We start from the raw sequence: 21,445 nt of genomic DNA, 5'->3' as shown, positions 1-21,445 counted from the left end.
TGGCGGGCACCTGGCAGGTGCCCACCGTTGCACTCAAATCGTGTTCGTGGCCTCAGGGGTCAAACGCCCACGCTTGATCGCGCGCCCGAAGAACGCACTCGAGCGGATCCGCCAGTCGTCGAAGATCGCCAGGATGGCCGGCAGCACCAGCAGGGTGATGATGGTCGAAAAGATCAGACCGCCGACGATGGCGCGTGCCATCGGGAAGTACGGCGGACCATCGCCACCCACCTGGGTGGAGCCGATGCACAAGGGCAGCATGCCCAGGATGGTCGTGGCCATGGTCATCAACACCGGCCGCAAACGATCGCGACTGCCCTGCACCAGCGCGTCATGGCGACTGAGTCCTTCTTCGCGCAACTGGTTGATGTGCTCGACCATGACGATGCCGTTGTTGACGACCACACCCATCAGGATCAGGAAGCCGATGCCTGCCATCAGAGAGAAAGTCGTGCCGGTAATCGCGAACAACCAGTACATGCCGAGGTAGGAAAACAGGATCGACGTCAGGATCGCCACCGGATACAGCAGCGACTCGAACACCGCCGCCATCACGATGAAGATCATCAGCAAGGCCAACAGGGTGTTGAATCCCATCTGGGCGCCCGCTTCGTTGTCATCGCTGAATCCGCCACCGAAGGACCAGCGATAGCCGGCGGGCAAGGACAAGGCATTCATCGCCGCCTCGATCTTCGGCCGCACCTGCTCCATCGGCGCGTCCTTGCCGAGATTCAGTTGCAACTGCACGGCGGTCTGACGATTGGTCCGACCGATCGCCGCCGGCCCGGCCTGAACGCGGGCATCGACCAGTGACATCAGCGGCACCAGTTCGCCGCTCGGCGACTTGATGCGCAGGCCGCGAAGATCGTCGATGCTTTGCGAATCCGCGCCCTGGAAGCGCACCGACACCGGCACTTCCTGGCCTTCATGGCGGAACTCGCGCAGATTCGCGCCGCGCATCGCGATGCCGATGAATTGCGCGACCTGCTCGGCCGAAAAGCCGTACCGCAGGGCGCGTTCGCGATCCACGCGCACCTGGATTTCCTGCTCCGCGCCGGCACGCCCGGTCTTCACGTCGCGCACGCCTTCGACCTTTGCCAGCACTTCGCGCGCCAGCGGCGCCAGTTCATCCAGCAATTCGCTGGACTCGCCGATCAGCGACACCTGCAGCCCGTCGGACGATCCGCCACGCCGGCCCTGTCCGAAATTCGGCGACCCGATGGCCAGCTTGGGCAAGCCCGCCCGGATTTCCTCCTGGATCAGCGAACTCGCCTTCTTGGCGACCTTGTCGTCGGTCAGCACCAGCGAGGTCTGGGCATTGCCGCGTTCGTCGAAATAGCTGTAGACCGACGTGATTTCGAACTTTTCCTTGTTGTCGAGCAGATAGCGCTCGACTTGCTCGACGCCCTTGCGCACCTCATCGAGACGGTAGATGCCGTTCAACTCATACTGCATGCGCATTTCGCGGGTCTCGCCGCTCGGAAACATGTCGGTCTTGGTGAAACTGACCGGCACGAAGCTGAGCAACAGCAAGCCCCACATCATCGCCATGGTCTTGCCGCGATGGTGCAGGGTCCAGTCGATCGCGCGCGCATAACGATTCCGGAACGCCAACACCCAAGGTTGCTGCAGGCCCTGCTTCGGCGTCTCGATGCGCGCCGAGATCATCGGAATCAGACTGATCGCGACCAGCCAGGAGGCCAGCAGCGAAATGGTGATGGTGATGGCGACATTCTTGAGATACAGGCTGATGAAGTTCGGTTCGCCGAAAATGTTCGGCAAGAACACGACGCAATGACAGAGCGTTCCCGCCGAAATCGCGATCGTCACGTTCTTCACGCCGACGCTCGCACAGCGGATCGGATCGTTCGGCCACTTCTCGCGCTGCTGGTAGATGCTCTCGACGGCGACGACGGCATTGTCGACGACCATGCCAACGCCGAGCAGCAACCCCATCATCGACAGGATATTCAGGGTCACACCGGCGAAATACATGAAACCGAGCGTCATCGCGAAGCAGATCGGAATCGCCAGCGTCACCATCAAGGTCGATGCCCAGTGACGAAGGAACAGGTACAGCACCAAGACCGACAGCAACAGGCCGATGATGCCGGCATGCGCCAGTTCATTGAGCGAACTGGTCACGCCCTCGGCCTGGTCCTGCATGAAGAAGATGTCGATCCCCTGCATGTCCGGGTCTTCACCGATGCGATGCACTTCGGCCAGCGCGCGACGGCCGACATCGACCAGATTGGCGCCGCGCTCCTTGAAGATCTCGACGGCCACCGCCGGTCGCATGTCGAGACGTCGCTCGTAATCGAGTTCGCGCGGGCGCAGGCGCACGTCAGCGATATCGCGCAGACGCAGGCCACGCTCGTCGATGACGAGATTTCGATAGGCCTCCAACGATTCGATCTCGCCGATCGGTTGCACGCGATAGCGCAGATCGCCGTCACTGATCACCCCACCCGACGTCGAGAACGCCGACGACGCGAGACGCGCATTCAGGCTTGCGAGATCGATGCCATGCGCGCTGATGCGGTCGGCATTGAGTTCGATCTGCACTTCCGGCGGCTGCACACCCTGCAATTCGACGCGGGCGATGCCAGGCAGGCGCTCCAGCGGACGCTTCAGCTTGCGATCGAGCAAGTCGTAGGCATTGCTGAGATCGCGCCCGGACGAAATGCGCAGACTCAACACGGCCTGGTCCGCCGTGGAGAACTTGAACACGAAGAAACGGCGCACGTCGCTCGGCATCTGGTCACGCGCGGCCTCGAGCCGGTCGCGCGCCTCCACCGCCTTGATCGCGATGTCCACGTCCCAGCGGAACTCAATGAAGATTTCCGCGGCGTCGGCGCGCGAATTGGAGTTGATGCGCTTGATGCCGGACAGGGTCGCCAGCACCTCTTCGGCCGGCCGCGCGATCGAACGCTCCACCTCTTCCGGGGTCGAGCCCGCATACGGCACCTGGATGAACAGGAAGGGCGCATCGATTTCCGGCAGGAATTCGAGCGGCAGGCGCACCGCAGCGAGCAAACCGACGACGACCAGCGAAATGAAGGCCATCACCGTGGTGACGGGACGGCGCAGGCTGAGATCGACCAGGCTCATCGCATCACTCCGACGCGGCCGCGGCCAGTTCGGCGCGCCGCGCGGCTTCGACGTAGTCCGAATCCGGACGCCGATCCATCAAGGTGTAAACGACCGGAATCACGATCAGGGTCAGCACCGTCGAGACGGTGAGACCGGCAATCACCGTGATCGCCATCGGTTGACGGATCTCGGCGCCATCGCCGATGCCGAACGCCATCGGCAGAAAGCCGACCAGGGTGGTCACCGTCGTCATCGTGATCGCGCGCAAACGCGAACGACCGCCTTCGACCAGCGCATCAAACTTGGACACGCCCTCGCCGCGCAGCTGGTTCACGCGATCGATCAGCACGATGGCGTTGTTCACGACGATACCGGCCAGCATGATGATGCCGATGCCGGCGATGACCGAAAGCGGCATGCCGAACAGTTTCAGTCCGACCACCGCACCGACAACCGCGAGCGGAATCGAGAACAGAATCACGAACGGGTGCAGCAGCGATTCGAACTGCGACGCCATGACCAGGTAGACCAGGAACACCGCGAGACAGAGCGCAAACAGCAGCGAATTGACCGAAGCCTGCAACTCCTCGCTCTGGCCACTGACACGGACATCGACACCGGCCGGCAATTGCGCCTCGGCCATCAGCCGTCGCGCTTCATCGGCAGCCGTGCCGAGATCGCCATAGGCCAGATTCGCGGACACGATGGCGACACGCTCCTGATCGGAGCGACGGATCTCGCCCGGGCCTTCGGTCGCGACAATGTCGGCGACCGCAGAAAGCGTCACCGGCTTGTCGCTCTGCGGATTCACGATCAGGTTGCGGATGTCCTCGACCGATCCTCGATCCGCTTCCAGGGCACGCACCAGCACGTCGATCTTGCGTTCGCGGAAGCTGTAGCGCGTGGCCACTTCGCCACGCACCTTGCGCACGACCTGGTCCGCGATCTGGCGCGTACTCAAACCGAGCGCGGCGGCGCGTTCCTGGTCGAAACGAATCTGGATCTCGGGCTGGCCCTGCTCCACCGTCGACTTCACGTCAGTGTATCGGTCGGACGTTTCCAGCGCCGTCACCACGGCGCGGCCGGCTGCCTTCAGGCGATCGATATCGTATGCGGCAATTTCGATTTCCAGCGGCGTCGAATAATTCAGCAGGGCAGGACGCGCGAAATTCGCGTCGCGCACCCCGAGGTCCTCGGCCGACTTGCGCAGCTTGGCCATCGAACGCGCTTCCGCAGCCGAATCGGCGCCACTGGCGAGGCCGATCACGAGGCGACCGATGTTTTCGCCGCTCTCCGTCGGATTGGCATCGAGCCGCGTGCCGGCACCGCTGACCCCGTAGATCGTCGCGATTTCCGGATCGTCCATATGCCGGCGCTGCATCTCTCGCACGATGGTGTCGGTGCGCGCCAAGGGCGTGCCCGGCGGCAGCTTCAACGTGGCTTCGTACTGCCCCTGTGCAAGTTGCGGGACCAGATCGACGCCAAGTCCCGGCACCAGCATCAGGCTGGCGACGAAGGCGAGCAAGGCGACGCCGAGGATCTGCGTCGGGTGCGTCATTGCATAAGGCAGGAACTTCGCATAACGATCTTCGACGGCGTCGTGGGCACGGTTGGTCAACGCCGCGAACGGTGCCAGAACGCGCGACAGGATCATCCCGATCAGGCCGACGATGCGACTGAGCACGCGCGTGACCCAGAACACCACGAAGCGCAAGGCGAGGCCGATTCCGCGCAGGGTCGCGACGAACACGCGCGCGATCGGATTGCGCGGCAGCGGGCGCTGCGGCTCCGGCGCATCATCGCCTGCGACATGGCGACCGATGTCGGCGCGCAAGGACGACAGCATCGGGATCAAGGTCAATGAAACGACGAGCGAGACCAGCAGCGAAATCGTCACCGTGAGCGCCTGATCACGGAAAAGCTGGCCGGACACGCCCTCGACAAAGACCAGCGGGAAGAACACCGCGACCGACGTCAGCACCGAAGCGGTCACCGCCATGCCGACTTCCTGCGTGCCCTTGATGGCCGCTTCGAGGATACCGACGCCCTTGTCGCGCAGCCTCGATATGTTCTCCAGCACTACGATCGCGGCGTCGACGACCATGCCGGTCGCGAGCGCCAGGCCGCCCAGCGACATCACGTTCAGGCTGATGCCGAACTGGCCCATGAAGAAGAAGGTCGCGATGATCGACACCGGCAGCGACACGCCGATCACGAAGGTCGACCAGGCGTCGCGCAGGAACAGGAAGATCACCAGGATCGACAGCAGACCGCCCTGGATCGCGGCCGATTTCACTTCATCCAGCGAACCGCGGATGAAGCGACTTTGGTCGTCGATGTTTTCGAGCTTGGCGTTCGCCGGAAGCTGCTTGGCCTCCTGCAACTGCGAGACGGCCTTCTGGACGCGCTCGGCGACCGCCACGGTATTTGCATCGCCTTCCTTGTAGATCGCGATTTCCACCGCTTCTCGACCATTCACGCGAATCACCGATTCGCGTTCACGGAATCCCTGCTGGACCGTGGCGACGTCACGCAGACGCAGGGTCACTTCGCCATCCGGACTGAGCAGCATCGCGCCGATCTCGTCGACCGTAGCGAACTGGTTGATGGTGCGCACGAGGTAACGCTGCGAACCTTCGTCGAGGCGCCCGCCGGAGACGTTCACGTTTTCGGCGCGCAGGCGGTCGATGACCTGACCGACGCTGAGATTGAGTTGCTTCAGCTTCTGCTGGTCGATCTGGACCTGGATCTCGTCCTCGAGACCGCCGCCGATCTTGACTGCGGCGACACCGGTCACCGGCTCCAGCCGCTTCTTCAGTTGTTCATCGGCAAATCGGCGCAACTGCTTGAGTTCGGCCTCATTGAAAGTGTCGCTCGCGCCGACACCCATCAGCGCGTAGCGCAGAATCGGCTCGGTCGACGGATCGAAGCGCAGCAGTTGCGGTCGCGTCGCCTCCAGCGGCAGCATCAGCACTTCGAGCTTCTCGCGCACCTCAAGACCGGCGAGATCCATGTCGGTGCCCCAGGCGAATTCGAGGACCACGTCGGACTGGCCGGCACGCGACACCGATTTCACTCGGCGCACGTTCTTGACGACGCCGAGCGCTTCCTCGACCGGCTCGCTGATCAGGTTCTCGATCTCGACCGGCGCGGCACCGCTGTATTCGGTGCGCACGGTCAGCGTCGGATAGGACAGGTCCGGCAGCAGGTTCACCTTCAGATCGAACAGCGCGATCATCCCGAACAGGCAGACCGTGATCGTGGCCATGAAGATGGTGACGCGACGACGCGTGGAGACTTCGATCAGGCTCATGGCGTGTTCGCCTCGACGACCTGCACCTTGCCGCCATCGCGCAACGCGGCCTTGCCGACCGTGACGACGCGGTCTCCGTCGTTCAGACCGGACACGATTTCGGCATCGGTGCCGCTGGTATAGCCGAGTTTCACTTCACGTCGCTTGGCGATGAAGGTCGGCACCGGCTTGCTGTCCTTCTCCGGCTTGACCGCCGCCTTGTCCTTGCCACCGAACCAGCCCGAGAAGAAGCCCGGTGCCGGCGTGGCCTTCTTGGCGTCCGCCTTTTCGGCCGGTGCCGGTTCAAGCACGAACACCGCGGCCTCGGCATCGCCTTCGATCAAGGCTTCGCGCGGGATCACCAGCGCATCGGCGCGCCGGTCATAAACGATGTCGACGCGGCCGAACATGCCGGACTTCAAGCGCTGCGTCTCGTCGCGGTATTCGGTGGTGACACGGAACGTACCGGTCTCGGCATCGACCACCGGACTGACGCGCGCCACCGATCCCTCGAAACTGCACACCCGGCAAGGCATCGACATGCATCGACACCGTCTGCCCCGCGCGCATGGTCGTCAGTTCCCGCTCGGGCACGTTCAGCACCGCCAGCAGCGGATCGAAGTCGTCGATGCGGAACAGCCCCTGGTTGATCTGGATGAGATTGCCTTCCTTGACCATCCGCAGCGAAATCACGCCGCCGATCGGGGCAACGATGCGGGTGTAGTCAAGTTCAAGTTTGGCGATGTCGTAGGCCGCCTTCTGCGTTTCCAGGTCGAACCGCGCCTTTTCCTGCGCTTCGGCACTGACCAGCTTGCGCGTGAACAGGTCGCTGGAGCGACGGAAGTCGTTCTCCAGGCGTTTCAGGTTGGCTTCGGCACGGGCCAGTTCGAGTCGCGGCTTTTCAGGGTCGAGCTGCGCCAGCAAGTCACCGGTGCGGACGATATCGCCCTCCTCGACCATCAATTTGAGCAACACGCCGCTGGCCTTGGCGACCACCATGGCCTGATTCTCGGGCTCCAGCGCCGCAGTGCCCGAGTAGCTGGCCACGATGGCCTTGCGCGCTGCGGTCGCCGCTTCGACCGGCACCGGGACATCGCTATCTCCGGATTTGCCCTCGCCACCCGCACCCTCCGGACGACTGCACGCCGTCAGCATCATGATTGCGACCAAGATTCCAGCGGAGAAAGTCGTTCCAAGCAATTGTTTCTTATACATAGTTATATCGCCGATGCTGAAGCAGGCTGGGAGTATTGGTGTTGTATATTAATAGAACACCTGGCACAGACGTATAGGCCGGAAGTCGCGGCGAGCGCGGATCGGGCTGCAATCGGCGGCGATGTCAGCGCAGGCTGCGGCGGGCGCACAGTTACAGCTGTCAGATCGACCGGTAACCGTGCCATCAGGCATGGGCGCCGCTATCCACTGCGGGTCGCCATGGATATACTCCACGGCTGTTTTTTCGCCCCGGTTGCATCGCCAACCGCATGAAAGAAGGACCGATCCGACGATGTCCCGCCTGCTGATCACTGCGCTGGCCCTGGCCGCCAGCACCCTCGCCTTTGACGCCGCGGCCGCCGGCAATGCCGACGCCGGCAAGAAGCGCGCCTACACGTGTACCGGCTGCCATGGCATTCCGGGTTACAAGAACACCTATCCGATGTACAGCGTGCCGCGCATCGCCGGCCAGAGCGAGACCTACTTGGTCAATGCGCTGAACGCCTACAAGAAGGGCGAGCGCAAGCATCCGACCATGGCAGCTCAGGCTCAGAGCTTTTCTGATCAGGACATCGCCGATCTCGCGGCTTACCTTTCCACGGCGAAGTGAGGACGACACCGATGCGCCAGTTCTTTCTGATCTCTGCCGTTGCCCTGTTCGCGGTCGCGCCGACCGCATTCGCGGGTGATGCTGCTGCCGGCAAGGCCAAGTCGACCGTATGCGCCGCCTGTCACGGCCCCGATGGCAACAAGCCGATCGACGCCAACACGCCAAAGCTCGCTGGCCAGCACGAGGACTATCTCGTCAAGGTGCTGAAGGATTACCGCTCGGGTGCCCGTGCAAACGCCATCATGGGTGCGCAAGCCGCCAACCTGAAGGACCAGGATATCGACGACCTGGCGGCCTACTTCGCATCTCAGAAGGGCGACATCAAGGAAATTCCGCACCACTGATGTGGCGCGACGCCAGCTTTCCGACAAGCCCCGCCGCGTGCGGGGCTTCGTTTTTCAGCGCCGGATGTAAGGCTTGTCGCCACAGCTGTGGTCGGTGGCATCACGGACCGCGGTGATGCCGGGAACGCGCGCGATCAGCGTCTTCTCGATGCCTTCGCGCACCGTGGTTTCGACCATGCCGCAGCCGTGGCAACCCCCACCGAAACGCAGCACGACGACACCGTCGGCGGCGATCTCTTCCAGCGCGACGCGCCCGCCATGCGCCGCGAGCTGCGGCGCGATGTCGTGGTCGAGGACATAACGCACGCGTTCCACGATGCTGGCGTCGGCGCCCGGCTCATGGCCCTTGATGTGGGGGGCGCGGATCGTCAACTGTCCGCCGGTGGCACTCTGCGCGTAGTCGATCTCGGCGCCGTCGAGCCACTGGGTGCTTGCTGCATCGACATAGAGGTTGAATCCCTTGCACTCGAGCATCCACTCGCGGCCATCGAGATCGGCGGGTTCGCAGAATTCGAGCCGGCAATCGGCCTTGGCGGTGCCCGGATGCACGGCTGCCAGGCGAATGCCCATCCCGCCGACGCCCTGGTTGTCGAGAATGCGGCGGAAATGGCTCTGGGCGGTATCGGAAATGGAAATCATGAGGTGACCTTGGAATGCGAATACTTGACGATTCGGGTGATGGCGATATGGTGCCGCGCGACACCACGACAAGACAGGGAAATTTTCCGATGAGCCCGACCCTCGCCTCGCTCGCCGCCCATCACTGCAAGCCGCGCAAGGGGGCCGAACACGCGCTCAGTCGTACCGAAGCCGAGCAGCAACTGTCGTTGTTGCCCGGATGGGCGTTGTCCGAAGACGCCAATCTGATCAGCAAGGATTTTCGCTTCCGCGACTTTCACCGCACCATGACCTTCGTCAATGCGGTGGCCTGGATCGCCCACGTCGAAGACCATCACCCGGACATGGAACTCGGCTACGGCCATTGCCTGATCCGATTCAATACCCACGACGTCGGCGGCCTCTCCGAGAACGACTTCATCTGCGCCGCCAAAATCGAAATGCTGCACGTCGATCGGGCACCCTGAAGCCGGTCGTCGCCGGATTATGCATACGCCTGATCGCGCCATGCCGCAACTCAGCCAGGAACTGATGCTCGACAGCGCGGCGTCCGCCCAGCAGATTCTCTCGTCCCGATTCGGTGGCCCGGTGCTGCTCGGGAATGGGACCAGCTTCAAGGCCAGTGGCCGCTCGATCCTTTTCCGGTTTGATGTCGTCGACGGGCCCAGTGCCCTGCCTCGAAGCATCATCGTCAAGCGGGCAATTGGCCGCGACAACGAGCGGTTCGATCCCAGTTCATCGCAGGGCAGTGCGGTCGCGCTCTTCAACGATTGGGCGGGACTGGAATTTCTCGGCCGCTTGACCGGCGATCCGCTGCTCGTTCCGCGATGTTACGGCGGTGATCGCAACTTGGGTCTGTTCGTCATGGAAGACCTGGGCCAGATCCCCCGACTCGATCAGATCCTGCTTGGCAATGACGCCACCGCAGCAGACACCGCATTGATCGACATGGCGTCCGTCCTGGCCAGAATGCACGGACTGTCGGCGAGCCGGCGGAGCGACTTCGTCGATCTTCGAGATGCCCTCGGGCCACGGCCCGACCCGCTGCGCCCCGAACAAGTCTGCGCCGGCTTCAAGGCGATCTTGCAACGGCTCGCGAACCATTTCGGCGTCGACCTGGGTGCGGCGGTGCTGTCGGATGTGGACAGGTTGACGGCGCTGTTCCGGGACGATCATCCGTACTGGACCTATACCCACCGAGACCCCTGCCCGGACAACTGGATGCTGGCCGATCAAGGCATCCGGCTGATCGATTTCGAGTACGGAGCGTTTGGCAATTCGATGCTCGACGGCGTCTTTGGACGGATTCATTTCCCGACGTGCTGGTGCACCAATCGCATTCCGGAACCCGTCATTGGACGGATGGAACAGACGTACCGGAACGAGTTGGTCAAACACCTGCCGGCCGCGCAGGACGAGGCGCTCTATGCGCGTACATTCGTCGAGGCGTGCGCTCTGCACACCCTGGAGACGCTTCGGCAATACCTGACGAGCAAGGTTCGAGTGTGGGGCATCGCGACAATCCAGCAACGCGCCGTACTGCGAACGACCTTGCTGGCCGATTTGACCGAACAACATGGTCACCTGGGACCACTGGGACACTGGTGCAGGATGCTGGGCGCTCGGATCAGCCAGACCAACGAAGGACAACGAAGCGCCCACATCCCCTACTACCCGGCCTTCCGGGAGCAGGCCACTTCGTTGCGATCGTGAGCCGCTGCGCCTACGCGCGCGGCCATTTCGCCAGGACCGCTTCCAGTTCCGGCGCCAGCGGCGCTTCGAAGCGGTAATCGCGACGCGGTTCGCCCGCGCTGAAACCGAACTCGGCGGCATGCAGGAACAGGCGCTTCAGGCCGTGCTGCTTCGCGGCACGATTCGCTTCGGTATCGCCGTACTTGTCGTCGCCGAGCAGCGGATGTCCTAGGTGCTGGGCGTGGACGCGGATCTGGTGGGTGCGTCCGGTCTCGATCAAGACTTCGACGTAGGTGGCGTCGCGCAATCGTTCGAGCACCCGGAACGTGCTGCGGGAAGGCTTGCCGTCGTCGTCGACGGTGACCATGCGCTCGCCGCCCTGAAGCACATTCTTCGCCAGTGCGACATCGACGTGCATCTTGTCTTTCGGCAACTGCCCGGACAGCAAGGCCAGATAGCGCTTGCGGGTGCGGTTCTCGCGGATCTCGGTCTGCAACTGGGTCAGGGCCGGTCGCCGCTTGGCGAACACCAGCACACCACTGGTGTCGCGGTCGAGGCGATGCACCAGTTCGAAATCCTCATCGGGCCGGGCCTGACGCAGCAGTTCGATGGCGCCGAAACTGACGCCGCTGCCGCCATGCGCGGCAATCCCGCTGGGCTTGTTGAAGACCAGATAATGGCGATCCTCGAACACCACCCAGGTCGGCACCGCGCGCAGCAGGCGCTCCGGCGCCTGTCCGGGATCGCGTGGCTCCGGCACGCGCACCGGCGGCACCCGCACCAGGTCGCCGGTCGCGATACGGGTATCGGGCTTGCAGCGCTTGCCATTGATCCGAACCTGACCGGTCCGGAGCAGCCGATAGACATGCGTCTTCGGCACACCCTTGAGCGCGTTGAACAGGAAATTGTCGAGGCGCTGGCCGTCGCGATCCTCGGAGATCGTGAGGATCTGGACCGACGGCATCGGGGCGACTTCGGCCTCGGGCGGCCTCGGGTTTGCGGGTTTGCTCATCGGCGGCTAGAATCGCTCTGCGATCAGCGTCGAAAACGGGCTTCGATCAATTACTTATCGAAGCCGTTTGTCGCGCCTGCCGCAACGGACGGGACGGGAATGATGCAGTGACGAGAACGTCCTGCACCCGTGCATCGTATCCGAGCAGCAGGCTCTTGCGGATAGTGCGGAAGCACAACCGCCTCGGTGTGACGTCACCGACCGGCCCGGATTCGACCGGAGACTACCGAATCCAACACCCCAGTAACGTTTGCGCCCGACCGGGCGTACCGCCGCCGGATCCAAGAAGTCGAACGCTGCGTGGCGAGGCGAAAGCCCCGCGCGCGACGACCCGAAGATCCAGTGCCGAAGCGGGCGCCGCGCCAGGAGCGCAAGGAAGCATTCACAATGAAGCGCATGTTGATCAACGCAACTCAGCGGGAAGAGTTGCGCGTGGCTATCGTCGATGGCCAAAACCTGTTTGACCTCGATGTCGAAATCCCGTCGCGCGAGCAGAAGAAATCGAACATCTACAAGGGTCGCATCACCCGCGTCGAACCCAGCCTGGAAGCCTGTTTCATCGAATACGGCGGCGAACGCCACGGATTCCTGCCGCTCAAGGAGATCGGACGCGAATACTTCACGCCCGGACTGGACCCGAACAAGGCCGGCATCCGCGAGTTGTTGAAGGAAGGTCGCGAGATCATCGTCCAGGTCGACAAGGAAGAACGCGGCAACAAGGGCGCCGCCCTGACCACGTTCATCAGCCTGGCCGGCCGTTACCTCGTGCTGATGCCGAACAATCCGCGTGCCGGCGGCGTGTCGCGCCGCATCGAGGGCGAGGATCGTTCGAACCTCAAGGAAACGATGGACGAGCTCAAGCTCCCCGACGAGATGGGCTTGATCATCCGCACCGCCGGCCTCGGCCGCGATGCCGAAGAGCTGCAATGGGATCTGGACTACCTGCTCCAGGTCTGGAAGGCGATCACCGAGGCGACCCAGGGTCGCCCTGCCCCGTTCCTGGTCTACCAGGAGTCGAAACTGATGATCCGGGCGCTGCGCGATTACCTGCGCAACGACATCGGCGAAATCCTCGTCGACCAGGAAGAACTGTACGAGGATGCGCGCCAGTTCATGCAGCAGGTGATGCCGCAAAACCTGCGCAAGCTCAAGCTCTACAAAGACAACGTGCCCCTGTTTTCGCGCTTCCAGATCGAGATGCAGATCGAGAACGCGTTCGAGCGCACGGTGCGCCTGCCCTCGGGCGGCGCGATCGTCATCGACCAGACCGAAGCCCTGACCTCGATCGACATCAACTCGGCCAAGGCCACCAAGGGCGGCGACATCGAGGAAACGGCGTTCAACACCAACCTCGAAGCAGCCGTGGAAGTCGCGCGTCAGTTGCGCATCCGCGACATGGGCGGTTTGATCGTCATCGACTTCATCGACATGGAGTCGGCCAAGCACCAGCGCGAAGTCGAAGAGAAATTGCGCGACGCGCTCAAGGTCGACCGGGCTCGCGTGCAGATCGGACGCATTTCCCGTTTCGGCCTGCTCGAAATGTCCCGCCAGCGCCTGCGTCCGTCTCTCGGCGAAGCGACACAGAATGTCTGCCCGCGCTGCGAAGGTCATGGCCGCATCCGCGGCATCGAATCGCTGTCCTTGTCGATCCTGCGCATCGTCGAAGAAGAGGCGATGAAGGAAAACACCGGCCAGGTGCTGGTGCAGGTGCCAGCGGACATCGCGAACTTCCTGCTGAACGAGAAACGCCGCGCCATCATCGAGATCGAAACGCGCCAGGAAGCTAGCATCATCATCGTCGCCGACGAGAAGCTGGACACGCCGCATTACGAGGTACGTCGCCTGCGCGCGAGCGAAATCGCGATGGAAACCGCACCGAGCTACGAGCGCGTCACGGCCATCACGCCGACGCCGCTGCCGACCTCGACGCAGCCGGTCGAGCCGGTCGAACTGCCGGCCGTCACCCGCATCACGCCGACTGCACCGGTGCCGATGCGCGACGAACCCGCCGAGCTCGCGGCCGCAGCGCCGATCGCGAAAGCTGTCGCCGTGACGACCAATGCGCCCAAGCAAGCCGGTTTCTTCCGTCGACTCTGGGACAGCATGTTCGGTGCCGGTGAAGCGGTCGTGTCAACCACTGCCCCGGCACCGCAGCAGAAGCCGACCCAAGGCCGCGATGGTCGTCCGCAGCAGGGCAAACATCAGCAGCGCCGTGACGAGCGCAAGAGCGGCGGCAAGCCCCAGGATGGCCAGCAGCGCAATGAACGCCAGGACCGTGGCGGACAGCAGCAAGGCCAGAAGGATCGCGGCCAGCAGCAAGCGCAGCAACAGCGGCAGGACAAGCAGGAGCGTGGTCCGCGCAACGAACAGCAGGCAAAGCAGGCGCAGCCACCGAAGGCGCCGCGCCCGGAATCATCGCAACAGAATCGCGCCGAGCGTCCGGAACGTCCGGAGCGCGGCGAACGTCCGCAACAGCAGCCCAAAGCCGCCGACGCGACGATGAAGCCCTTGGCCGCAGCAGCACAGCCAGTCGACGAAGCCACTGCAGCGGCTGCGCCGATTATCGCGGCGCTGGTCGCCAGCGATGCCGCCACGAACCTGGGCAACGAGGCATCGGCCACCGGCGCGAATGGCGACGGCAAGCGTCGTCGTGGCCGTCGCGGTGGACGCCGCCGCCGTCGCGGCGATCGTGAAGCGGGTGGTGCCGAATTGAACGGTGTCGGCAACGACGCCATGGACCTGGATGACGAGGACGAACTCGACAACGAGTCGGGCGAAACCGAGGCGCAGGCCGCGGTCGCCGAGATCGCGCCGGCTGCACCGGTCCAGGCCGTGATCGAGACGCCCGTCGAGAACACGAAGGAATCCGCAGCCACCACGCAGTTGCTCCCGATGCTGGGCATCGCAGCGTCGACCACTGTGGTGATGCCTAAGATCGACATCGACGAACCAGTCGCCAAGCCGGCACCGGAAGCCGCTCCGGCCCAGGAGTCGCTGGAACTGCCGGTGGCCGCCGTCGAACCGGAGGCCGAAGCGAAGCCGGAAGCCGTTCCTGCACCACGTGCATCGCGCGACATGCCCCGCTATGCCGATATTCCGCAGGCTCGCCCGATGGCGGCCGCGATCGCCTATGCCCTGCACGCACCGTCGTTCGTCCCGACGGAATCGACGCCAGCTGCAGGTGAAGCGGCGAGCACCGAAGCGGATGCGGTCGCGGATTCGAACGAGCCGCGATCGGCACCGGATACAGCGGACCAGCCACCGGCAGCGCCCTGATCAGGCGCTGATCCGCACGAGAAAGAAAAAGCCGCGCCTAGCGCGGCTTTTTCTTGCCTGCGTCGACCAGTCCATGTTGGATGGCCATGTGCGCGAGTGCCACATCGCTGTCGACATCGAGCTTCTTGAAGACGTTGTACTTGTGCGATGCGATCGTCTTGGCCGTCACATGCAGACGCTTGCCGATGGTCGGCATGTCCTCGCCCTGCGCCAGCGCGACGACGATCTCGATCTCGCGCTTCGTCAACTGTTCGAAGGGGGACGACTTCGCGCCATTCATCGCATCGAGCGCCATCGCCTGGGCAATGTGCTGGCTGATGAAACGGCGCCCCGACGCCACCGTGCGAATGGCCTGCACCAGTTCCTCGACCGGACAATCCTTGGTGACATATCCCGCCGCGCCGGCTTCGATGAATTTGCGCGGAAACGGAGATTCATTGTGCCCGGTCAACGCAATCACCTTGCAGTCGGGATCGTGCTGGTGAATGCGACTCGCAGCCTCCAATCCGCTGATACCCGGCAGATGCAAGTCCATCAGCACCACATGCGGCTTCAGTTCGCGCGCCAGCTTCACGCCGTCCTCGCCAGTACCAGCCTCCCCCACGACCTGGATATCGGCCACGCTTGCGAGTGATGCCCGATAACCGGTACGCACCATCGCATGGTCGTCCACAAAGATCACGCGAATCATTACGGCTGCCTCCTGCGTCCCATCGTCACTCGATTAGACGCCCGCAACCCTCGCTCCTGCAAGAAAAAACCCGGCTTGCGCCGGGTTTCTTCGTGCAAATGTCGCGATCAATGCAATCGCATGCTCGGATCCCCGAGCAGATTCACGCCAAGCTGGATATCGATCGGCCGGTCACCCTGCGCGCGCATCGCCTGCTTGGCATCGAGCACCGCATCACCGATACGCGCCGAACCCCCATGCAAGCGCGGGAAGAAGTGCTGTGCAAACACTTCCTCGGCCACATCGTCCGCAAGTCCTGTCGGGCCGACGGCCGCAGCTGCTGCAGTCGGTGAAGCCAGCATGGCGCGCGAAACGTTGTCGTAGCGCGGGTCGACATAGTAGGCGTTCCAGCAACCCAGCTGACTCGCGATGAACGGACGCGGCGCGTTGATGCTCGCGACCTGGCCGGTGGTGAGGATGTTCTCGAATGACCACTGGGTCGGCGACGAATGGCCAACATAGTTGATCACGTCGATGCCCTCCGCGAGGTCCGCCAGCATGGCATTGCGCAGATTGACGACGGTCGACGTGTCGAGATTCAGTGATTCGACCGAAATGTCGGCCGGAATGAGCGCAGCCATCACGGCGGATTTCTGGGCGAAGGCGCCGCGGTCGGCCACCATCGTCACGCGATTGAATCCTGGCATGCGGTCATGGGCGAGGATCTTGTCGACCATCGCATTGGCTTCGGCCGAGGTGCGCGCCGGCAAACGGCCGATTGCAAGGTCCGGAACCAGGTCGCGGTCGAAATCGACGACATCGGCATCGCTGGGCACGAAACGCGAGATCTTGTCGTAGGCCACGTAGGACGAGGGAATGTGGCTGATCGTCGCGTAGCCCAGATTGTTGTGATAGTCGTAGGTGTCGCCGCCGAACAGGACGACGTACTGGGTGAGGCGGCGCTGCTTGGCTTCGGCCAGGTAGCTGCGAATGGCCGCTGGATCGGGGGACCCATTGCCGAACTGACGGTAGACATCGGCGACATCGACGACATCAACCGTCAGACCTTCGCCTCGACGCGCATCGGCAAGGCGCTCGGCCACACTGCGGAACTGCGCGTGACTCACGATCAACAGGTCGGCATCGCCAGCGAACAGGTTCGCGTCGGCCGGCGCAGCGCGCAGCGCTCGCCTCGATTGCGCGGCCGTCGCATTGCCGATCACGTAACGCTTCAGGCCCGGCAAGCCGGCGAAGCGCACCGTGCAAGGCGCCGCTGCGGCCGTCGTGCACACTACCGAGGTGCGAAGCCGCGTCAACTTGTTGCCATCGAAGGCATAGGCGCTGACATCGGCACTGCCCGCATCGCCCACCGACACGATGTCGGCATCGAGTTCGAAGTCGAGCTTGCCCTGGTCCATGACCAGCTGTCGCGGATAGGTCACGTCGAGACGGTCATAGTTCACCAGGTCAAAGATCTGGCCATTGTCGAACGGCAGGTCGATCTTCAGCGACAGGGCACCGGCCGCCAGTGAAGCAGCCGGCAGGGACGCCTGGACCACCGCCGCATCGGTGCCGTCGAAGCGTTCATCCGCGACCTGCACGCCGTTGATGCTGATGACGGCATGATGATCGGGACTGGCCGGGAAGTCGGCGCCGCCCCACAAGGTAGTCTTGACCTGGACATCGCCACCCTGCGCGTACAGTCGATCAAGACTGATCTGCTTGGCATAACTGGCCGGGCGCCCGTAAGCGAGGATCCGCGCGTCGTAGAACGGGTCGGCCGTCGGCGCCGAGAAGCTGTAAGTACGGTTGGTCTCGAAACTGCGGGTCGCGATGTGGAACGCCGGCGCGCGGCCGCTGTTCGGCACGTTGGCATTGCGAATCGTGACGCGGGACGAACGCGCCTTGTCCGCGCGCAACTGGTAGACGGCGCTACGCGTATAGAGGGTGGGCACAAAGTCGGCGACGAATTCGATGTAGTCGCTGTCGGCCAGGGTGCCGCCGGAGCGCGAGGTGTACAGCGGAACCGCGTCGTGGCCACGGATCAATGCATAGTCACCGGTATCGATGCTGTCGATCGACACGCCGAGCGCACGCAATTCGGCCGCACGGACGCGCACGACGCCAGGTTCGCTGACCTCGATTTCAGCCAGCGGACGGGACACGCCGGGCGTGGCCGCCTTGGACATTGTCGCCAGTGCCACCGAGCGGGACTTGTTCAATGCCGCCTCGCTGGAACGCCACTCTGCCGCTGCGGACTTCCAGTCGATGCTGCGGTATGCGGCCGGATGGGCGTCGCCGTAGTTGCGGCCGACCCGATAAGGGCCATGAACGCGCTTGCCGCCCTGGGAATCCAGTTCGACCAGCCGATATTCGCCGCCAAAGTTGCCCTTCAGCGTCACACTGTAGTCGCGACGCTGCAGCGGGGTCGGCCCTTCCGAGCCAGGCACAAAACGCGCCGTCTTCCACTCGCCGCCTTGCTTCGTCTCGATGAAGAATCCGGAGTGCGCGGCCTCGATGGCCGTCGCAAAGTTCACCACCGTCGCCCCACCCGCGCGTTTCGACGCGACATGGGTCAGAGAAACAGGGGTCGTGTCGCCAAAACCGCAGGTGCCAAAGAAAAACGGTTCGTTGCAGGTTGAGGAAAAATCCTTTTGCAACGGATTCACGCCGGAATTGCTCGTCGAAAAGATCAGTCGAACATTGTCTGAAGAATCGACCTGCTGCGTGCCGCCAGCGGTGTTGTCGAAAACATTCACGGGAATCTGAACATCGACATAGGACTCGCCGGTGCCGTCGCCTATGTTGACAATACGGGTGTGGGAGTACTGACAGGTCCCGCTTACAGGTGTACTCGCACATGCCCTGAACTGTGCGACACGCAAGGTAATCGGATTGGGGCTGACGGTGAGATCTTGGCGAGCGACATCCTCAAAGTAGAGATTAACGACATCGTCCTTGCCGGCAATATCGACCCAGAACTCCTTAAAACGGGGCTGTCAGAAATTTTGTGTGTGAGGCGTTCCTGAAAAGTCCCCGCGGGGCGTCGCTGCGATGGCCGCGTGCGGGCGTGGTCATTTGCGGAAGCGTCCCGCGCCGACTCGCGCCATTCCTTGGCTGATCGGCTCCAGTCCCGTGATGTTCCCAGGCAGCCAGTCATTCGTGCTCTGTCGGCAAAGTGGCCGCGCCTCTTGATGATTTTGCGCAGCCGCGCTGCACCCCCCCCCCCCCCCCCCCCCCCCCGCCCCCCGCGCCGCCGTGCGACAACGGTCGTCGGCCCACCGCCTCCCCCTGCCCCCCGTCTAGGCGTTGAATACCTTCAGCCAGAACTTCGCGCCCTCCGTGTTCTCGATCCACAAGCCAGAATATCGCGCGTGCCGTCCGGCAATACGCCAAGCGCCAGGTAGATCGCCTTGTTGCGCACCACGCCTTCCTCGCGAATCTTCACGCGTAGTGCGTCGAAGAACACGACGGAGCTCGGGCGGCCCGCCGCCCCCCCCCCGGGCCCGCTCACCCGTCGGTCACCGTGCTGATGAACTCCGGCGACACGTCCACGCTGTATTGCTCGGCAAGAAAGCCGCGGATCTCGCGCACCGACATGCCGCGCCACATCGACACGATCTTGTCGTCGAAGCCGGCGAACCGGCGCTCGTGCTTGGGAATCAGCAGCGGATCGAAACTGCCGTCGCGATCGCGCGGCACATCGATGCGCAGCGGGCCGTCATCGGTCAGCACAGTCTTGCCGCTGCTGCCATTGCGGTAGTTCGCCGCATCCGCTGGCTTCTCAGCCCCGGCGGATAGCCCGGTGGTGCGTCAGCTCGCCACGCAGCGCGCGCTCGATCAGCGCCTTCTTGAACGCCGCCGACGCCATCGCCACGGCCTCCGCGCTCATCGGGCCGGTCACGAAATGGTCGATCAGCTCTTTGGGTATCGACGGCAAAGCCGCCATCGCGGCGTCAACCGCTTTCCTCTTCTTGCTCGGCATACATGCTCCTGGTCGTCATGTTATGCCTCGCACACAAAATTCTGGATAGGCTCCTTAAAACCATCGCCATCTACATCGAGCAAGACATTCCAGTGATTCTGATCGAGCAGGCCATCGTTATTCCCGTCTGGTGAGCCATTGACCCTCATCCGGAAAAAGAAGTAGTCATCCGCTTCCGTCAAGGTACCTCTCTTGTTCCATTCGAAATAGGCGGTAGGTTGAGCACCGCATCGAACTCCTGCTGAGACCGGATTGCACGTCGCCGTAGTCTGTGGCCAACCCGAGGACAAGTCGTCGGCGCCGCCAAAGCTGGTTCCGCCGTTGGTCGAGTCGGGAGTACGTCCACCCTCGGGATCGCGAACGGGCACGTTGCCGACCAAGTACGGAGCCGGTGTGTAAGTAGTCCAAGCTAGCGGCACATCGGTCAATCCGGCCTGCGCGTTCGTGGCCATCAGTGCCAACAAACTCGAGGTGAGAACTGACAGCACTGCGGATCGTTTCTCGATTCGGACACGGCTCATAAGCGGGGACTCCATCTATATGTATGCGCTGGATTCGCATGTTTCGTTCCAAGAAACGTGACTTGTTTCTCAGATTTTGTGAAGTCTATAGAGCCCAGCTGGAACTTACGACTGTTTCAAATTGAAAAGGGCGCCCGAAGGCGCCCATTTTTTTTCCGGATGACGCAGGAACCGGTCAGAGGTTCGGCTTGTAGGTCGCGACCTGCTGCTGCATGCGCACCGTCTGGTCGGCACTGAAGGTGTTCATGCATGCGTCGTCGGTGTAGTCCATGAAGTTGGTGATCGGGTCGAGACCGCCGCCGGCGCAGCTATCGCGTCCGGTCGGGCAACCGAAGGCAGCGCTGGACTCGGGTGCGGTATCGGCAACGGAATCGCCACCGGTGCAACCGCCCTGGAAGGTATGGTACAGGCCAAGGTAGTGGCCAACTTCATGGGTCGCGGTATCACCGAGGTTGTACGGCGCAGCCGAACCGCCCGGCAGGGACGAGTGCAGCAGCACGACGCCGTGCATGGAACTCGACTCGGCGTAGCTGCTCGGGAAGGTGGCATAGCCGAGGATGCCCTGCGACGGATTGCAGGTGTAGATATTCAGCGTCGTCGCCGGGGCGATCGCCAGCGCCTGTTTCATCTTCTTCTCGCCGGCGCCGTAGCACTGGTTGAAATAGGTCCGGTTGCTGACGCGGTCAATTGATGCGGTCGCGAAGCTGAAGCCGGTGCCGGCATAGGCATTGTTCAGCACCTGCAACTGGCTGGCGATCTGGGCGTCGGTGACATTGCCCTGGCCGCCGTAGGTGGTGATGTGCCAGGCAATGTTGACCACGTTGCCGGCCTTGGCGTTGATCATGAAGGACGGATCAAGCAGGCGCTTGTCGATTTCCGCCTGGACGCGTGCCTGTTCCTCGATGCTCGGATCCTGGACATTGCAGCGCTTGCCGCGAACGAGGCTGCCCTTGCCGTCCATGAAGTGGATGTCCTGCTGCACGGCATCGACATCCGACTGCACGTCAATCAATTGCACGGCGTGGGCCGTCGAGATGGCAGCGGCGAGCAGGGTGAGCGAGCCAAGAACGAGAGACGCTTTCTTCACGGATTCCTCCAAAGGATTGGGATGATGTGC

Annotated in this window: 16 protein-coding genes and 1 pseudogene; 6 read left to right on the top strand and 11 right to left on the bottom strand. The window is 63.1% G+C overall.

What is annotated here, in order from left to right; all coding sequences use genetic code 11:
• Positions 1 to 33: 33 nt before the first annotated feature.
• The 4 genes from IPP28_10500 to IPP28_10485 are packed head-to-tail and all read right to left on the bottom strand — an operon-like array spanning position 34 to position 7,543.
• On the bottom strand, positions 34 to 3,111 hold the full coding sequence (locus IPP28_10500; GenBank protein ID MBL0041449.1) for an efflux RND transporter permease subunit: 3,078 nt from the start codon (positions 3,109 to 3,111) through the stop codon (positions 34 to 36).
• A 4-nt stretch (positions 3,112 to 3,115) separates the two neighbouring features.
• A complete protein-coding gene (locus tag IPP28_10495) occupies positions 3,116 to 6,406 on the bottom strand; it encodes an efflux RND transporter permease subunit (GenBank protein ID MBL0041448.1) in 3,291 nt (1,096 codons plus the stop codon).
• A complete protein-coding gene (locus IPP28_10490) occupies positions 6,403 to 6,795 on the bottom strand; it encodes a hypothetical protein (GenBank protein MBL0041447.1) in 393 nt (130 codons plus the stop codon). Before IPP28_10490 ends, IPP28_10495 begins: the two co-directional genes overlap by 4 nt.
• Positions 6,767 to 7,543 carry an efflux RND transporter periplasmic adaptor subunit gene (locus tag IPP28_10485; protein MBL0041446.1) on the bottom strand — a complete coding sequence of 259 codons (777 nt, stop codon included), beginning with the start codon at positions 7,541 to 7,543 and terminating at the stop codon, positions 6,767 to 6,769. Before IPP28_10485 ends, IPP28_10490 begins: the two co-directional genes overlap by 29 nt.
• A 349-nt stretch (positions 7,544 to 7,892) precedes the next feature.
• Here IPP28_10485 and IPP28_10480 point away from each other — a divergent pair, with 349 nt between their 5' ends.
• Positions 7,893 to 8,210 (top strand): cytochrome c, encoded by a 318-nt coding sequence (locus IPP28_10480; protein MBL0041445.1) that lies wholly within the window; start codon positions 7,893 to 7,895, stop codon positions 8,208 to 8,210.
• Between the two features lie 11 nt (positions 8,211 to 8,221).
• Positions 8,222 to 8,554 (top strand): cytochrome c, encoded by a 333-nt coding sequence (locus IPP28_10475; protein ID MBL0041444.1) that lies wholly within the window; start codon positions 8,222 to 8,224, stop codon positions 8,552 to 8,554.
• Positions 8,555 to 8,608: 54 nt separating this feature from the next.
• Here the strand turns inward: IPP28_10475 and IPP28_10470 are convergent, their stop codons facing one another.
• Entirely contained in the window at positions 8,609 to 9,193 is a 585-nt protein-coding gene (locus IPP28_10470) for an NfuA family Fe-S biogenesis protein (GenBank protein ID MBL0041443.1), read from the bottom strand.
• Between the two features lie 89 nt (positions 9,194 to 9,282).
• Here IPP28_10470 and IPP28_10465 point away from each other — a divergent pair, with 89 nt between their 5' ends.
• Both IPP28_10465 and IPP28_10460 read left to right on the top strand, forming a co-directional pair.
• A complete protein-coding gene (locus IPP28_10465) occupies positions 9,283 to 9,639 on the top strand; it encodes a 4a-hydroxytetrahydrobiopterin dehydratase (GenBank protein ID MBL0041442.1) in 357 nt (118 codons plus the stop codon).
• 40 nt (positions 9,640 to 9,679) lie between these two features.
• Positions 9,680 to 10,885: a phosphotransferase gene (locus IPP28_10460; protein ID MBL0041441.1), complete on the top strand. Its 1,206-nt coding sequence runs from the start codon at positions 9,680 to 9,682 to the stop codon at positions 10,883 to 10,885.
• A 10-nt stretch (positions 10,886 to 10,895) separates the two neighbouring features.
• On the opposite strand, the gene IPP28_10455 is transcribed toward IPP28_10460, so the two are convergent.
• Positions 10,896 to 11,876, bottom strand: coding sequence for an RluA family pseudouridine synthase (locus tag IPP28_10455; GenBank protein ID MBL0041440.1), 981 nt, complete (start codon positions 11,874 to 11,876; stop codon positions 10,896 to 10,898).
• A 387-nt stretch (positions 11,877 to 12,263) separates the two neighbouring features.
• On the opposite strand from IPP28_10455, the gene rne reads away from it, so the two are divergent.
• A complete protein-coding gene (gene rne / locus IPP28_10450; protein MBL0041439.1) occupies positions 12,264 to 15,152 on the top strand; it encodes a ribonuclease E in 2,889 nt (962 codons plus the stop codon).
• 37 nt (positions 15,153 to 15,189) lie between these two features.
• On the opposite strand, the gene IPP28_10445 is transcribed toward rne, so the two are convergent.
• Positions 15,190 to 15,843 carry a response regulator gene (locus IPP28_10445; GenBank protein MBL0041438.1) on the bottom strand — a complete coding sequence of 218 codons (654 nt, stop codon included), beginning with the start codon at positions 15,841 to 15,843 and terminating at the stop codon, positions 15,190 to 15,192.
• 107 nt (positions 15,844 to 15,950) lie between these two features.
• The gene (locus IPP28_10440) at positions 15,951 to 18,359 is read right to left on the bottom strand and encodes a hypothetical protein (GenBank protein ID MBL0041437.1); all 2,409 of its coding nucleotides are present in this window, start codon (positions 18,357 to 18,359) and stop codon (positions 15,951 to 15,953) included.
• Between IPP28_10440 and IPP28_10435 the strand changes: the two genes are divergently transcribed.
• Complete coding sequence (locus tag IPP28_10435; protein ID MBL0041436.1) at positions 18,340 to 18,591, top strand: hypothetical protein; 252 nt, start codon at positions 18,340 to 18,342, stop codon at positions 18,589 to 18,591. The two genes, IPP28_10440 and IPP28_10435, sit on opposite strands and share 20 nt — an antisense overlap.
• Before the next feature lie 539 nt (positions 18,592 to 19,130).
• Here IPP28_10435 and IPP28_10430 read toward each other — a convergent pair.
• From IPP28_10430 to IPP28_10420, 3 genes and pseudogenes are all read right to left on the bottom strand, one after another.
• A pseudogene (locus IPP28_10430) lies at positions 19,131 to 19,807 on the bottom strand (transposase).
• Between the two features lie 20 nt (positions 19,808 to 19,827).
• Positions 19,828 to 20,328, bottom strand: a complete 501-nt coding sequence (locus tag IPP28_10425; GenBank protein MBL0041435.1) for a hypothetical protein — start codon at positions 20,326 to 20,328, stop codon at positions 19,828 to 19,830.
• 175 nt (positions 20,329 to 20,503) lie between these two features.
• Positions 20,504 to 21,289 (bottom strand): zinc metalloprotease, encoded by a 786-nt coding sequence (locus IPP28_10420; protein ID MBL0041434.1) that lies wholly within the window; start codon positions 21,287 to 21,289, stop codon positions 20,504 to 20,506.
• Between the last annotated feature and the right edge of the window lie 156 nt (positions 21,290 to 21,445).

The sequence above is a fragment of the Lysobacterales bacterium genome (assembly GCA_016721845.1).
Classification (GTDB): Bacteria; Pseudomonadota; Gammaproteobacteria; order Xanthomonadales; family Ahniellaceae; genus JADKHK01.
This window is presented reverse-complemented; position numbering and strand designations above follow the sequence as displayed.

Coding starts and splice junctions, on each gene's coding strand:
- IPP28_10475 (MBL0041444.1), top strand. CDS start 8,222: ATGCGCCAGTTCTTTCTGATCTCTGCCGTTGCCCTGTTCGCGGTCGCG.
- IPP28_10455 (MBL0041440.1), bottom strand. CDS start 11,876: ATGAGCAAACCCGCAAACCCGAGGCCGCCCGAGGCCGAAGTCGCCCCG.
- IPP28_10420 (MBL0041434.1), bottom strand. CDS start 21,289: ATGGACGGCAAGGGCAGCCTCGTTCGCGGCAAGCGCTGCAATGTCCAG.
- IPP28_10480 (MBL0041445.1), top strand. CDS start 7,893: ATGTCCCGCCTGCTGATCACTGCGCTGGCCCTGGCCGCCAGCACCCTC.
- IPP28_10490 (MBL0041447.1), bottom strand. CDS start 6,795: ATGTTCGGCCGCGTCGACATCGTTTATGACCGGCGCGCCGATGCGCTG.
- IPP28_10425 (MBL0041435.1), bottom strand. CDS start 20,328: ATGAGCCGTGTCCGAATCGAGAAACGATCCGCAGTGCTGTCAGTTCTC.
- IPP28_10465 (MBL0041442.1), top strand. CDS start 9,283: ATGAGCCCGACCCTCGCCTCGCTCGCCGCCCATCACTGCAAGCCGCGC.
- IPP28_10470 (MBL0041443.1), bottom strand. CDS start 9,193: ATGATTTCCATTTCCGATACCGCCCAGAGCCATTTCCGCCGCATTCTC.
- IPP28_10445 (MBL0041438.1), bottom strand. CDS start 15,843: ATGATTCGCGTGATCTTTGTGGACGACCATGCGATGGTGCGTACCGGT.
- IPP28_10460 (MBL0041441.1), top strand. CDS start 9,680: ATGCCGCAACTCAGCCAGGAACTGATGCTCGACAGCGCGGCGTCCGCC.
- IPP28_10435 (MBL0041436.1), top strand. CDS start 18,340: ATGGCCGTCGCAAAGTTCACCACCGTCGCCCCACCCGCGCGTTTCGAC.
- IPP28_10495 (MBL0041448.1), bottom strand. CDS start 6,406: ATGAGCCTGATCGAAGTCTCCACGCGTCGTCGCGTCACCATCTTCATG.
- IPP28_10500 (MBL0041449.1), bottom strand. CDS start 3,111: ATGAGCCTGGTCGATCTCAGCCTGCGCCGTCCCGTCACCACGGTGATG.
- rne (MBL0041439.1), top strand. CDS start 12,264: ATGAAGCGCATGTTGATCAACGCAACTCAGCGGGAAGAGTTGCGCGTG.
- IPP28_10485 (MBL0041446.1), bottom strand. CDS start 7,543: ATGATGCTGACGGCGTGCAGTCGTCCGGAGGGTGCGGGTGGCGAGGGC.